This window comes from Mycobacterium sp., from assembly GCF_052143115.1.
GTDB lineage: Bacteria > Actinomycetota > Actinomycetes > Mycobacteriales > Mycobacteriaceae > Mycobacterium.
The window spans coordinates 1-13,107 of record NZ_JBKQTQ010000346.1; the positions used below are offsets into that span (position 1 = coordinate 1).

Sequence of the window (13,107 nt, forward strand, 5' to 3'; positions counted from 1 at the left end):
AGCTCGCGCACCGGCTCGGGGATGTAGGTGTCGAGCGCTGCCGCCAGCTCGATGATCTTCTCCTTGGATTTCTCGTCGCCTTCGAGCGCCTTCAGCGCCGAGCCGGTGATGAAGGGAATGTCGTCACCGGGGAAGTCGTATTCACTGAGCAGCTCGCGCACCTCGACCTCGACCAGCTCCAACAGCTCCTCGTCGTCGACCATGTCGGCCTTGTTGAGGAACACGACGATGTAGGGGACGCCAACCTGACGGGCGAGCAGGATGTGCTCGCGCGTCTGGGGCATCGGACCGTCGGCCGCGGAGACGACCAGAATCGCCCCGTCCATCTGGGCCGCGCCCGTGATCATATTCTTGACGTAGTCGGCGTGTCCGGGGCAGTCCACATGCGCGTAGTGGCGCTTCTCGGTCTGGTACTCGACTTGGGAGAAGTTGATCGTGATGACGCGCTGACGCTCCTCGGGCGCGTTGTCGATCTGGTCGAACGCCTTCGACTCGTTCAGGTCCGGAAACTTATCGTGCAGGACCTTTGTGATAGCCGCGGTCAGTGTGGTCTTGCCGTGGTCAACGTGACCAATGGTCCCGATGTTGACGTGGGGCTTGGTCCTTTCAAACTTCGCCTTCGCCACTTTTGCGTCCTCCGACTTGTTGGTGCTTTGTTAAGCAGTGTTGGTGTTTTCAGTTGTGCCGCGCCCAAGGCATTCCAATGACCCGGCAAGGTTACTCCGTTGCTGGCCGTTACTGACCCTCGACTCCTTGCTCGTAAGCTTCGCTTACTCGCCGTCGTCTTCGGTCACTGACCCGTCGCCTTCGCGATGATCTCCTTCGACACGTTCGCCGGAACTTCGGCGTACGAGTCGAACACCATGGAGTAGTTCGCCCGGCCTTGAGTCTTGGACCGCAGGTCGCCGACGTAGCCGAACATCTCCGACAGCGGCACGTGCGCCCGAACGACGCGCGCACCGCTACGCTCCTCCATGGCCTGGATCTGGCCACGGCGGGAGTTCAGGTCGCCGATCACATCGCCCATGTAGTCCTCGGGCGTGGTGACCTCGACGGCCATGATCGGTTCCAGGATCACCGGCTGCGCTTGCGCGGCAGCCTTCTTCAGCACGTGCGAGCCGGCGATCTTGAATGCCATCTCAGACGAGTCGACCTCGTGGAACGAACCGTCGAGCAGGGTGACCTTCAGGTTGACCAGCGGGTAGCCGGCCAGCACGCCGTACTGCATGGCGTCCTGCGCGCCGGCGTCCACCGACGGGATGTACTCGCGGGGCACGCGGCCACCGGTGACCTTGTTCACGAACTCGTAGGTGGCGCCGTCTTCGCCGGTGAACGGCTCGAGTTTGATGATCACCTTGGCGAACTGGCCCGAGCCGCCGGTTTGCTTCTTGTGGGTGTATTCCACGTTGTCCACCAAGCGGCGGATCGTCTCCTTGTACGCGACCTGCGGCTTGCCGACATTGGCCTCGACCTTGAACTCGCGGCGCATGCGGTCCACCAGGATGTCCAGGTGGAGTTCGCCCATGCCGCCGATAACGGTCTGGCCGGTTTCGACGTCCTGGTGCACCTTGAAGGTCGGGTCCTCCTCGGCGAGCTTCTGGATGGAGAGGCTCAGCTTCTCCTGGTCGCTCTTGGTCCTGGGCTCGATGGCGACCTCGATCACCGGATCGGGGAAGGTCATCGACTCCAACACGATCTGATCGTTGGGGTCGCTCAGGGTGTCGCCGGTGGTGGTGTCCTTCAGCCCGATCACCGCGTAGATGTGGCCGGCTGAGGCGGTCTCCACCGGGTTCTCCTTGTTGGAGTGCATCTGGAACAGCTTGCCCAGCCGCTCCTTCTTGCCCTTGGTGGAGTTGATGACCTGGCTACCGGAGTCGACCTTGCCCGAGTAGACGCGGACGTAGGTCAGCTTGCCGAAGAACGGGTGTGTGGCGACCTTGAACGCCAGCGCCGAGAACGGCTCGTCGGTCGACGGGTTGCGAGTGATCAGCTCGTCTTCCTTGCCGGGCACGTGACCTTCGGCAGGCGGCACGTCCAGCGGCGAGGGCAGGTAGTCGATGACAGCGTCCAGCATCGGCTGCACGCCCTTGTTCTTGAAGGCGCTGCCGCACAGCACCGGGTAGGCCTCCGAGTTGATGGTCAGCTTGCGGATCGCGCCTTTGATCTCCTCGACGGTAAGTTCTTCGCCACCGAAATACTTCTCCAGCAGCGCCTCGTCGGTCTCGGCGACGGCCTCGAGCAGCTTGGTGCGGTACTCCTGGGCCTTCTCGGCAAGCTCGGCCGGAATCTCGATGGTGTCGTAGGTCTCGCCCAGCTTCGTCTCGCCGCGCCACACCTTCGCATTCATCTCGACCAGGTCGACGACACCTTCGAAGTCACCCTCGGAGCCAACCGGCAGTTGGATCGGAATGGCGTTGGCGCCCAGGCGCTCCTCCATGGTCCTCACGGAGAAGTAGAAGTCGGCCCCGACCTTGTCCATCTTGTTGACGAAGCAGATCCGCGGGACGTCGTATTTGTCGGCCTGCCGCCACACCTGCTCGGACTGCGGCTCGACACCCTCTTTGCCGTCGAAGACGGCTACGGCGCCGTCGAGCACGCGCAGGCTGCGCTCCACCTCAACGGTGAAGTCGACGTGCCCGGGGGTGTCGATGATGTTGATCTGGTTGTCTTTCCAGAAGCAGGTGGTAGCCGCGGAGGTAATGGTGATTCCGCGTTCCTGCTCCTGCTCCATCCAGTCCATGGTGGCGGCACCGTCGTGCACCTCACCGATCTTGTAGCTGATACCGGTGTAGTAGAGGATGCGCTCCGTCGTCGTCGTCTTTCCGGCGTCGATATGCGCCATGATGCCGATGTTGCGGACCTTGGTCAGGTCGGTCAGCACGTCCTTCTGTGCCACAGAAGTCTTCCCACTCTTTCGATTGCTTGTCAGTTCGCTGTCAGTTGGCGCCCGGCCTCATCGCCGGCGCTATCTACCAGCGATAATGCGCGAAGGCGCGGTTTGCCTCGGCCATCTTGTGGGTGTCCTCGCGTCGCTTGACGGCGGCCCCGAGGCCGTTGCTGGCATCCATGATCTCGTTTGCCAGGCGCTCGATCATGGTCTTCTCACGACGCTGCCGGGAGAAGCTGACGAGCCAGCGCAGCGCGAGCGTGGTGGACCGCTCGGGCCGCACCTCGACGGGCACCTGATACGTGGCACCACCGACGCGGCGGCTGCGCACCTCCAGGGCCGGCTTGACATTGTCCAGGGCCCGCTTCAGTGTGATCACCGGATCGGTGCCGGTCTTTTCGCGGGCTTGTTCGAGCGCTGCATATACAATGCGCTCGGCCAGGGATTTCTTCCCCTGCATCAAAACTTTGTTGACCAGCTGGGTGACCAGCTGCGATCCGTAGACCGGATCGTTAACCAGCGGGCGCTTGGGCGCCGGCCCCTTGCGCGGCATCAGCTCTTCTCCTTCTTGGCGCCGTAACGGCTACGAGCCTGCTTGCGGTTCTTCACACCCTGGGTGTCCAGCGAGCCGCGGATGATCTTGTACCGCACTCCCGGCAGGTCCTTCACCCGGCCGCCACGCACCAGGACCATTGAGTGCTCCTGGAGGTTGTGGCCCTCGCCGGGGATGTATGCCGTCACCTCAACCTGGCTGGTCAGTTTGACACGCGCGACCTTCCGAAGCGCCGAGTTCGGCTTCTTCGGAGTCGTGGTGTACACGCGAGTGCACACGCCACGGCGCTGCGGGCTGCCCTTGAGGGCCGCCGTCTTGACCTTGGCGATCTTGTCGCGGCGCCCCTTGCGGACCAGCTGCTGAATGGTTGGCATCTACCGGCTTCCTATGTTTGAAGTTCGATTGTCGGTGGTTTCAAGTCTCTGTAGTGCAGTTATGCCCTGCCACAGTCCCCCGCGGCCGGGTGTGTCGCATGCTCCCGCCGCAGAATTTCATCCGTTGCGTCATGGACATGCGAATTGGCCCGGCGTGCGCGCCTTAGGTCAAGCGCCTTAAGCCGCCAGGCACGAGCAACTACAATACCCGCCGCTGGTCGGGCAGGTCAAAGCGACGGCGTTGCCGTCCGGTGCCAGGTTAACGGGGCTATTGGGCGCTGCGTTCGCTGCGGCGCTCCATGCCGGCCGCGAGGCGCAGCACCATGTCCGAGAAGACCGTGTCGGTGTCGACGATGTCGTCCATCACACCGGTCATTTCCAGCAGCACGAAGCCGTGCATCGCCGACCAGAATTCCAGCGCCGCGTAAAAGGCCTGCTCGGTGCCGAGCCCATAGGACGACAACACCGCCATCACCGGTGCCGCCGCGCCCTTGGTGGCCGCAGTGAACTCCGGATCGTCGCCGCCGGACAGCGGCATCCGGGTGAACGCCGAATACCGGCCCGGGTGGTGATGGGCATAGCTGCGGTAAGCGCCGGCCATGACCAGCACGGCATCGTCGCCGACTCGTCCTTCGGCGACCCGGGCCAGCATGGTGATGATGTCGTCGATCACCCGCATCCGCACCGTGCGGCGCAGGTCTTCCAGGCTGTCGACGTGGTTGTACAACGACGGGCCCTTGGTCCCGAGTTGCGTCGCCAGGGCGTTGATCGTCAGCGCGTCCCAACCCTCCCGGTCCAGGAAGGTAAGCGCGGCGTTGACGATGATCTCGCGGCTCAGTCGGGCCGGCCGGGCCGCAGACTTCGCCCCGGTGCCCCGACCGGCCGACGACTCCGGCTCAGGTGCCATGGCGATCGCCCTTCGGGTTGCTAATCAGCGACGAACTCTAGTCTGCCGACGATGCGGCTGGTGCCGAGGTGGAAATACCGGCCGCTTGCGATCGGCCGGTATGTGGGGGAAGCGGGCCATGCCGCGCGGCAATCCACGTACGCTCTCCTCCAGCAGATCACGCGCCATGGCGAGAGGAGCCCGCGGTGAAATGGACACTGCCATGCCGAGCCTTGGCCGCCTGCGCGATCGCGATTCCATTCACCCTGACCGCCGGCGCGCCGACCGGGCACGCCAAAAACGGTGATACCCATGTCACCGGGGAGGGTGTCGAGCAGACGATCGACTGCAATGCCGCCACGCTGCTCGTCGACGGGACGCGGAACACCGTCAACGCGCTGGGGACCTACTGGGCGGTGACGGTGATGGGCTCGGGTCACACCGTCGTCGCCGACAACGTCGTCCACGACATCACCGTCTACGGCTCTAACGAGTCGGTCTTCTACAAAAGTGGCCAGCCATTCGTATGGGACCGTGGCCGCGAACTCGGCATGACCAATCGCCTCAGCCAGGTTGCGGGGTAAAGCATGCGCGCGCTCGTCCTGACGCTATCTACCCTCGTGTTGGTGGTCGGGATCGCCGGCTGCGGCAGCAAGAACAACAACGCGGTCCCTTCTACAAGCGGGTCCGCCTCCCCCACCGCGACGAGCCCGACGACCTCGACGACCAGTACGGGTGCGCAGTTCGACATCGGCAACACGATCAACTACGGATCGCTCGGTACCACAACCACTCTCGATTGCGGCGACGGGAAGTCCCTCAACGTAGGCGGCAACAACAACACACTGACCGTCAAAGGCACCTGCGGGACGGTGAGTATCGGCGGTGCCGACAACAAGATCACCATCGACAAGATCGACAAGAGACTCAACGTCGTGGGGATCAACAACACGATCACTTACAAAGACGGCAACCCCAAGGTCGAGAACCTCGGGAACGGCAACACGATCAACAAGGTCAGCTAGTCCGCGGACACGCTTCGACGAGAGTGCGGGGCCTGTGCTTCAACCAGTCACGGCGTCCGGGTCGCCATGCCGCAGGTCAGTTTTCACCCGCGCCAGGGGATTTCGTTCTTTTTTGGGGGTGCTTTCTTCGCAGCAGCCTTCGCAGGCGCGGACGCCGCTGACTTTTCGAGCGCCGCGACACGCTTGACCAGATCGGCGACCGCGCTGGTTAGATGCGCATCGTCCGACGGCGGGGCCGGTATCGGCGACGGCGCTGGTCCGACAATGCCGGCGGATTTGTTGACCGCAGACTCAAACACATCCCATGGGAAGTTGTTACCGACGTCGGTGTGGGTGTTCCCGTCCTTCAGGTGGTCTGTGCAGTAGCGGTGATCCGACATGCCCGGAGGGTCCGACAGATAGGGCGGCTTGATGACTTTGATTGGGATACCGCGCTTTTGGCAGTCCTGCACGGCCAAGTAGGCGGGGACGTCGATCGCCTTAGCGGCGTTGTCGAGCCACTGCTGGCGCGTCCATGCGATCCAGGAGCCGGCGAAGCAAAGGTTGATCGATCGCTTGTTGGACTCCTTCTTAACACTCCAGGACGCGTAGTCGGTGTCAACCACCTCGCAGACGGTGACTCCGCCGTCGTTCGGGTCGTCCGAGATTGTGTAGTGATAGCTCACCTCACTGGCCGGCATGTTCAGGTAATCCGCCAGCTGGTCGGCGGTGGAGTTGCCCTCCTCGGTGTGAAGCAGCCAAAGGTCAATTTTGGTGCCGCAGCGGCTGTAGCAGTTGGGCGACCATTTCGGGTGCTCGTTGAAATCAGGGCGTGCAATGTGGCGTGTGTGTCTTGCCAATCGTGTGTAGATACGCAGGGCTTCGGCGAAGCGCTGCGTATAGGTCAGGGTATGGGGATTGCTGGACCCGCTGGGCGTACCAACTAGGTGGGTGGGCGGTGGAGCTGTAGTCGAGCCGGGCCAGCGCGTGATAGAACAAAGCCGCCGACCGTTCAGCATCCATTCGGTCCGCGACGGTTCGCCCCGACGCGGCGCTCTGGTTAAACAAGCCGACGCGCTTCTCGTTCGGTCGGATTCCGATCACATCATGCGGGTACTTCAGCGACTCGGGGTCATCGGAGTTGGCCAATCCTGGTTTCCCGACAGCTCTCTTCTTCACGTTTCCTTTCTTCATGTTGCCGGTCGTGCTCATGTCGTTCCGTCTGCTCTCTCATCGTTTTCGGTGGGTCGCGGCCCCAGTGGGCCGCTCTAATAGGCAGTAGGAGCCGGACCCCGGCCATCGGACGCTTTCCATAAGTATTGCGTCGATCCGCCGCCGCCGATCCCACCGTCGAGCTTGTCACCGCGGGCTTCCTACCAGGCCTCGAATCGTCCAAATCGCACCTAATCGGCGGAAGGACAGGACGGCAACCGGCCGACGTCGCCGCAGCCGTCGGTCACGCCGCCAGAAGCGCGCCGGGCAATCTCCGCTATACCGCGGCAGCGCCGTGCCGGCCGGCGCCGGCAGCGAAACGTCCCGCACCTTCCGTCGCTTCGGCGGCCACGCGGGAAATGCTGGCGAATTCGCAGTCAAGAGCGTCTGATTCGGTCATCCCCCACTGATGCAGCGCTGAGAGTCGATCCGATCGCATGCACTGCTGAGGCAATGCGGCCAGCTCGGCGGCGAGCTGCTCGGCGGCCTCGCGGGCCTGTCCTTTGGGCACAACACGATTGGCCAGTCCCATTGCCAGCGCTTCGGTGGCGTCGACCGCGCGGCCGGTGAGAATCATGTCCATGGCCCGGCCCTGCCCGATCAGCCGGGGCAGCCTGATGGTGCCGCCGTCGATTAGTGGCACACCCCACCGGCGGCAGAACACCCCGAACACTGCGTCCTCCTCGGCCACCCGCAGGTCGCACCACAACGCGAGCTCCAGGCCGCCGGCGACGGCGTAGCCACTGACCGCGGCGATTACCGGCTTTGACAGCGCCATCCGCGTCGGACCCATCGGGCCGGGACCCGTCCGGTGTACCGCGTTGGCCTCCGATGTGCCGAACGCCTTCAAATCAGCTCCGGCGCAGAAGGTTCCGTTATCACCCCATAACACCGCCACCGAAGCGGTGTCGTCGCGATCGAACTCCTCGAACGCCGCAAACAACGCAGCAGCCGTCGGGCCGTTGACGGCGTTGCGGGCCTCCGGCCGGTTCAGGATCACCGTGGTCACCGCACCATTGCGTTCTACGCGTACCGGATCGCTCATGTCGCCTCCACTAATCGGATACCGTCGCGCCGCTCGGTCAGTTCGGCGGCGAAGTTGTTGTAGGCAGCGCGCAGCCGCGCGCCCGGCCAGTCTGCGGGCAACAATTCGGACGGCAGCACCGGGTCGATCAAGAGGTGGCGCACGATCGCAGCGGCGACCATGAACCGAGCGGGAACATCGGTTGCCTCCGACATCTCGGCGAGCAGCCGGTGACCGGTGCGGGCCCACGACGCCAGGTCCCATAGCTGCCCGGCTAACTCGGCGGGCGCGTCATCGCGGGCCTGCACTATCCGCACCCGGGCACGCATTTCGGCGTCCAGGTCGACCTCGAGGTTGTCCGGCCGCATCCACACCCCCTCGCGCAGCTCCCTGAAACGCTTGTCGTGCAGCGTAGTTCGCAACGCGGCCCGGGTCCGGGGATCGGTACCGACGCTGGTGACAATCACAGTGGTCCAGTATCCGCGCCAGGGTCGCAGCCTTGGCCGCATGGCATCGTCCTGCCTGCGCTGCCGGGCCAGCAGCCGCTCGGCGAGTCGGTAGCCGTCGGCGGACCGGATCAAGTCGCCGGCGCTGACCATTCGGGTCAACGCGACCCGCAACGTGGGTTCCCTGATGCCGAAGTCGCTGGTGAGCCTTATCAATTCACCCGCGCTGGCCCACGCCGGATGGGCGCCGAGCAGCACGCTGAGCACCACCGACCGGGCGGTCATGCGGGTCAGCGATTTTGACATCGTGTTGACCCGTCAGACCTGGGAGGCTCGGCGACCGTAGTCGCCGAACGGTTCATCGCGGTGACGCACCGCATCGCGGAAGCCGTGCTCGACGGCGTCGGCGACGAACGCGTGCCCCTCGGGTGTGTGCCGGGCGACACCGTCGAAGATCGTGCTGACCATCCGGCTGGTGGCCACGCCCTGTTGCAGCAGCGCCGAGTTGAGCGCGAGTTTGACCATGATCAGCTGATTGACCGGCACCGCGGCGATCCGCTCGATCAGGCGTTCGGTGCGCTCGTCGAGGTGTTCGGGGTCGGGCGCGTCGACTGCCAGGCCCCACTCGGCGGCTTGTGCCCCGGTGATGCAATCCCCGGTCAGCAGAAGACGTTTGGCGCGCTGGTCGCCCAGCCGGTGCGCCCAGAGCCCCGCGGCTGGCACCCCCCAGACCCGGGTTGGCGGATAGCCGATTTTGGCGTCCGACGCGGCGATCACCTGGTCGGCGTGCAGGGCGATGTCGGTACCGCCCGCCACACAGTAGCCGTGGATCTTGACCACCGTGGGCTTGTCCGCGTGCATCAGGCTGGAAAAGCCACGTACGAAGCGGCTCATCATCTGGTAGTCGATCATCGGATCCCACGGCTGATTCGGTAAGTGGTTGACCGCCTGCGTCTTACCGTCCAGCACTGTTGCCTGGTAGGCGCCGGTGCCACCGGCTGAGCCGGTGCGGTCGGCGTAGGCGCTCAGGTCGAAACCCGCGCAGAAGCCCTCACCCGTGCCGGAGACCAGGATGACATGCACATCCGGGTCCAGATCGGCCCGTTCGACCAGAGCCGACAGTTCCAGCGGGGTGTCGGCAACGATTGCGTTGCCCTTCTCGGGGCGGTTGAAGGTAATACGCGCAACCCGATCGGTGACCTCGTAGGTCATTGTCTTCAGGTTGTCGAAGTCGACCGGTCTGATCGCATGAGTCATGAGCGCCGCTTTCCCCCGCACCGTTCTGCATCGTCGCCGGCGCGCGTCATCCCTTGATCATTGCCCGCTCGAGGATCGGAGCGAGATCCAGCCCGGAGGGCATGGTTCCGAAAGCTCCGCCCCACTCCCGGCCGAGGCGAGTCGCCGAGAACGCCTCGGCCACAGCGGGATGTCCGTGGCGCACCAGCAGCGAGCCCTGCAGCGCCAAGCAGATGTCCTCGGCGACCTTGCGGGCCCGGTACTGAATGGTGTCCAGATCGCCGAGCTGCGTTCGCAGGCGCTCGATGTGGCCGTCCAAACGCGGATCCTGCCCCGCGCTCTTGGCCAGCTCGTCAAACAGCACGTCAACACACTCCGGACGAGTTGCCACTGCGCGCAATGTATCCAGCGCGCTGACATTGCCGGATCCCTCCCAGATCCCCATCAGCGGTGCCTCACGGTACAGCCGCGGCATGCCGGAATCCTCGACATAGCCGTTGCCACCCAGGCATTCCAGCGCCTCGACGGCGTGCGGCGCGGACCGCTTGCACACCCAGTACTTGCTGGCCGCCAGTCCGATCCGGCGCAGCAACGCTTCTGTCTGGTCTCCGCGAATGGCGTTGTCGGTGGCGCCAGCCATGCGCATCGCCACCATGGTGGCGGCCTCAGCCTCAACTGCGAGGTCCGCCAACACATTACGCATCAGCGGCTGGTCGATCAGGTACTCGCCGAATGCCTTGCGGTGCTGCGCGTGGTGGACGGCGTGGGTCAGCCCGGTGCGCATGCTGGTTGCGCTGCCCAGCGTGCAGTCCAGGCGGGTCAGGTTGACCATCTCGATGATGGTCGGGACGCCGCGGCCCTCCTCGCCAACCAGCCACGCGGTGGCGCCGTCGTACTCGACCTCGCTGGACGCGTTGGCGTGGTTGCCGAGCTTGTCCTTGAGCCGCTGCAGCAGCATCCGGTTGCGGGTGCCGTCGGGCAGCACTCGGGGCAAAAAGAAGCAGGACAGCCCGCCGGGCGCCTGCGCGAGCACCAGGAACATGTCGCACATCGGCGCCGAGGTGAACCACTTGTGACCGGTCAGGCTGTAGCTGCCGTCGGCGTTGCGGGTGGCCTGCGTAGTGCCGGCACGGACATCGGAGCCGCCCTGCTTTTCAGTCATCGACATGCCCGCGGTCATCCCGAGCTTTGTCGTCGGCACCTTGAGCTCGGCGTCGTAGTGCCGGCTGGTCAGCAGCGGCTCATAGACGGCAGCGAGCTCCGGGTTGAAGCGCAGCGCCGGAATGACGGCGTAGGTCATCGAAATCGGGCACATGTGGCCGGGTTCGGCGGTCCACACGCTGGTCTTGGCCGCCCGGACCACATGCGAGCCGGGCCGGTCGTCGGCCCACGGCGCGGCGTGCAGACCGTGCTCGATCGCGGTACGCATCAGCTCGTGGTAGGCCGGGTCGTACTCGACCTCGTCGATGCGATGGCCGTAGCGGTCGTGGATACGCAGGATCGGTTGGTTGCGGTCGGCCAACTCGCCCCAGCGTTGCGCCTGCTTGGAACCGGAAATCGCACCGACCGTCGTCACCTCGTCCAGGCCCCACTGCCCGCCTTCGCGGATCAGAGCCTCGATAAGCACCGGGGAGGATGCCGGGTTGTGCTCCTCCAGCGGCGGGACCTGGTTGGTGACGAGATGAGTATCTGACATGCCCATCATGTTACATTTTTTCTACAACCGCACAAGACCTGTAATGCTCAACGGGGATGAGCGGCGAAGAACTGCCACAGCTTCTGGGTGGCGAAGTCGGGCCAATGGTGGCCGCCGCCGTCGATGGTGATCAGCACCACGCTGCGGTTGTCGGCACATCCGGCGGTCGAGGTGGTGACCGACCCGCTGGTCGTGACGGACGGCGCTTGACATTGATCGACCTTGCGCCAGAACGCATTCAGGTCCGGTATCGGCGGGCCGTTGATGTGGACGAAGCCACGGCCGGGCCCGCCACCGTAGGGAATCAGCGGATCTGCCGTGCCGTGAATCGCCATGACCGACGCCGGATGCGGTGACCTGCACGGGTCGAACTGTGTCCCCGAAACCGGGCCGATCGCCGCGAAGAGGGTCGTGTCGCACGCCAGGGTGTAGGACATCATGCCGCCGTTGCTCATGCCGGCGGCGTAGACCTGGGAGGCGTCGATGCTGACGTTGCGGCCGATGTCGGCAACGGCCGCGGTGATGAAGCCGACGTCGTCGATGCCTTCCTTGGCGGGCCGGCCGCAGCAGCCGCCACCGTTGACGTTCCAGGCCCGGTTCAGGCCATCCGGATAGGCGACGACGAACTTGGACGAGTCCGCTAATCCGTCCCAGCCGTAGGACCTTTCGGCCTGTGCGGCGCTGCCGAAGCCGCCGTGCAGCATTACAACCAGTGGGGCCGACGCGGGCAATCCCGCCGGCTTGTAGAGCCGGTAGGTGCGGTCATGTCCGCCGACGCTGATCGTGTGCACGCTGGTGCCTTCGGCGAAGGCTGACGATTTTGCCGTTTCCCGGGCAACGCAGCCGGCGATGACCAGTGCTACGCCGAGAAGTGCCACGACCCGCGCGACCATGGCCGTCCGTTTCGCTCAGCTCAGCCGCCCACGCAAAAACGCGATGTCGTCCTTGCGGCCTTCGTCGGCCGTTTCGCAGATCACCGGCGCATCCGCGGCTTTGACCACCGCCACCAGCAACTCGGGATCGATCTGCCCGGTGCCGAAGTTGGCGTGCCGGTCGCGACCCGAGCCCGCCGTGTCCTTGGAGTCGTTGCAGTGCACCAGGTCGATGCGGCCGGTGATGCCCTTGATCCGGTCGGCGGCGTCGATTAGCGCCTCGCCCGCCGCCCAGGCGTGGCAGGTGTCGAGGCAAAAGCCGATCCCTTTGTCGCCGATGTGATCCCAGAGCCGTCCAATGGTGTCGAAATGGCGGGCCATTGCGTGATCGCCGCCGGCGGTGTTCTCCAGATACACCGGAACTTCGGTCTGCAATTGCTCGAGCGCCTTGCGCCAGCGCTGGAAACCTTCGTCGAGCTCGCTGTCCTCGGCGACGTGCCCACCGTGCACGATCACCGCGGCAGCACCGATCTCGGCCGCCGCGTCGCAGGTGTCCTGCAGGATCTTGCGCGACGGGATGCGGATGCGGTTGTTGGCCGAAGCCGCGTTGATGAGGTACGGCGCGTGGACGTACAGGGGCAGGGTGGACGCCTTCAGCGTCTCGGCGTCGTCACGCGGCTTGGGCTTCTTCCAACTCTGCGGATTGCCGAGGAAGAACTGCACCACGTCGGCGCCGTCCGCTTGCGCGGCGGCCAGGGGATCCTCTGAGTGGACATGCGAACCTATCAGCACCCGGCCAGTCTAGTGCGGCGAGCTGGGGGCACCTCCCGCTTGCGGGGGAACACAGAATCGCACTACGGGACCCACGATCGTGCGATCTTGCGTCTGCTCGCCATAGAAAAAAGCCCCGGGAGAAC

14 protein-coding genes are annotated in these 13,107 nt (G+C 64.7%); 2 read left to right on the forward strand and 12 right to left on the reverse strand.

Going from position 1 to position 13,107, the window contains the following annotated elements; translation table 11 throughout:
- From ACLQI9_RS33045 to ACLQI9_RS33065, 5 genes are all read right to left on the reverse strand, one after another.
- Positions 1 to 626 (reverse strand): GTP-binding protein (locus ACLQI9_RS33045; RefSeq protein ID WP_442392896.1); only part of this gene is annotated, 626 nt, incomplete at its 3' end.
- A 164-nt stretch (positions 627 to 790) separates the two neighbouring features.
- The gene (fusA, locus tag ACLQI9_RS33050; protein WP_442392898.1) at positions 791 to 2,896 is read right to left on the reverse strand and encodes an elongation factor G; all 2,106 of its coding nucleotides are present in this window, start codon (positions 2,894 to 2,896) and stop codon (positions 791 to 793) included.
- Positions 2,897 to 2,969: 73 nt separating this feature from the next.
- On the reverse strand, positions 2,970 to 3,440 hold the full coding sequence (gene rpsG / locus ACLQI9_RS33055; protein WP_442388677.1) for a 30S ribosomal protein S7: 471 nt from the start codon (positions 3,438 to 3,440) through the stop codon (positions 2,970 to 2,972).
- Complete coding sequence (rpsL, locus tag ACLQI9_RS33060; RefSeq protein WP_007167812.1) at positions 3,440 to 3,814, reverse strand: 30S ribosomal protein S12; 375 nt, start codon at positions 3,812 to 3,814, stop codon at positions 3,440 to 3,442. Before rpsL ends, rpsG begins: the two co-directional genes overlap by 1 nt.
- Positions 3,815 to 4,082: 268 nt before the next feature.
- Complete coding sequence (locus ACLQI9_RS33065) at positions 4,083 to 4,721, reverse strand: TetR/AcrR family transcriptional regulator (RefSeq protein WP_442388679.1); 639 nt, start codon at positions 4,719 to 4,721, stop codon at positions 4,083 to 4,085.
- 185 nt (positions 4,722 to 4,906) lie between these two features.
- On the opposite strand from ACLQI9_RS33065, the gene ACLQI9_RS33070 reads away from it, so the two are divergent.
- Both ACLQI9_RS33070 and ACLQI9_RS33075 read left to right on the forward strand, forming a co-directional pair.
- Positions 4,907 to 5,284 (forward strand): DUF3060 domain-containing protein, encoded by a 378-nt coding sequence (locus ACLQI9_RS33070; RefSeq protein ID WP_442392900.1) that lies wholly within the window; start codon positions 4,907 to 4,909, stop codon positions 5,282 to 5,284.
- Positions 5,285 to 5,287: 3 nt separating this feature from the next.
- Complete coding sequence (locus ACLQI9_RS33075) at positions 5,288 to 5,725, forward strand: DUF3060 domain-containing protein (protein WP_442392902.1); 438 nt, start codon at positions 5,288 to 5,290, stop codon at positions 5,723 to 5,725.
- A gap of 83 nt (positions 5,726 to 5,808) precedes the next feature.
- Here ACLQI9_RS33075 and ACLQI9_RS33080 read toward each other — a convergent pair whose 3' ends face one another.
- From ACLQI9_RS33080 to ACLQI9_RS33110, 7 genes are all read right to left on the reverse strand, one after another.
- The gene (locus ACLQI9_RS33080; protein WP_442392904.1) at positions 5,809 to 6,723 is read right to left on the reverse strand and encodes an N-acetylmuramoyl-L-alanine amidase; all 915 of its coding nucleotides are present in this window, start codon (positions 6,721 to 6,723) and stop codon (positions 5,809 to 5,811) included.
- 470 nt (positions 6,724 to 7,193) lie between these two features.
- Positions 7,194 to 7,961: a crotonase/enoyl-CoA hydratase family protein gene (locus ACLQI9_RS33085; protein WP_442388687.1), complete on the reverse strand. Its 768-nt coding sequence runs from the start codon at positions 7,959 to 7,961 to the stop codon at positions 7,194 to 7,196.
- The gene (locus tag ACLQI9_RS33090) at positions 7,958 to 8,680 is read right to left on the reverse strand and encodes a PaaX family transcriptional regulator C-terminal domain-containing protein (RefSeq protein ID WP_442392909.1); all 723 of its coding nucleotides are present in this window, start codon (positions 8,678 to 8,680) and stop codon (positions 7,958 to 7,960) included. Before ACLQI9_RS33090 ends, ACLQI9_RS33085 begins: the two co-directional genes overlap by 4 nt.
- A 24-nt stretch (positions 8,681 to 8,704) precedes the next feature.
- The gene (locus ACLQI9_RS33095) at positions 8,705 to 9,643 is read right to left on the reverse strand and encodes a crotonase/enoyl-CoA hydratase family protein (RefSeq protein WP_442388689.1); all 939 of its coding nucleotides are present in this window, start codon (positions 9,641 to 9,643) and stop codon (positions 8,705 to 8,707) included.
- 46 nt (positions 9,644 to 9,689) lie between these two features.
- On the reverse strand, positions 9,690 to 11,318 hold the full coding sequence (locus tag ACLQI9_RS33100; protein WP_442388691.1) for an acyl-CoA dehydrogenase family protein: 1,629 nt from the start codon (positions 11,316 to 11,318) through the stop codon (positions 9,690 to 9,692).
- Between the two features lie 47 nt (positions 11,319 to 11,365).
- Entirely contained in the window at positions 11,366 to 12,211 is an 846-nt protein-coding gene (locus ACLQI9_RS33105; protein WP_442388693.1) for an alpha/beta hydrolase family esterase, read from the reverse strand.
- A gap of 15 nt (positions 12,212 to 12,226) precedes the next feature.
- Positions 12,227 to 12,982 carry a deoxyribonuclease IV gene (locus ACLQI9_RS33110; protein ID WP_442392907.1) on the reverse strand — a complete coding sequence of 252 codons (756 nt, stop codon included), beginning with the start codon at positions 12,980 to 12,982 and terminating at the stop codon, positions 12,227 to 12,229.
- Positions 12,983 to 13,107 lie beyond the last annotated feature (125 nt).

Excerpts from the sequence above, each read along its gene's own strand:
- rpsG (WP_442388677.1), bottom strand. The coding sequence starts at position 3,440 with ATGCCGCGCAAGGGGCCGGCGCCCAAGCGCCCGCTGGTTAACGATCCG.
- rpsL (WP_007167812.1), bottom strand. The coding sequence starts at position 3,814 with ATGCCAACCATTCAGCAGCTGGTCCGCAAGGGGCGCCGCGACAAGATC.
- ACLQI9_RS33065 (WP_442388679.1), bottom strand. The coding sequence starts at position 4,721 with ATGGCACCTGAGCCGGAGTCGTCGGCCGGTCGGGGCACCGGGGCGAAG.
- ACLQI9_RS33075 (WP_442392902.1), top strand. The coding sequence starts at position 5,288 with ATGCGCGCGCTCGTCCTGACGCTATCTACCCTCGTGTTGGTGGTCGGG.
- ACLQI9_RS33080 (WP_442392904.1), bottom strand. The coding sequence starts at position 6,723 with ATGCTGAACGGTCGGCGGCTTTGTTCTATCACGCGCTGGCCCGGCTCG.
- ACLQI9_RS33085 (WP_442388687.1), bottom strand. The coding sequence starts at position 7,961 with ATGAGCGATCCGGTACGCGTAGAACGCAATGGTGCGGTGACCACGGTG.
- ACLQI9_RS33095 (WP_442388689.1), bottom strand. The coding sequence starts at position 9,643 with ATGACTCATGCGATCAGACCGGTCGACTTCGACAACCTGAAGACAATG.
- ACLQI9_RS33100 (WP_442388691.1), bottom strand. The coding sequence starts at position 11,318 with ATGTCAGATACTCATCTCGTCACCAACCAGGTCCCGCCGCTGGAGGAG.
- ACLQI9_RS33105 (WP_442388693.1), bottom strand. The coding sequence starts at position 12,211 with ATGGTCGCGCGGGTCGTGGCACTTCTCGGCGTAGCACTGGTCATCGCC.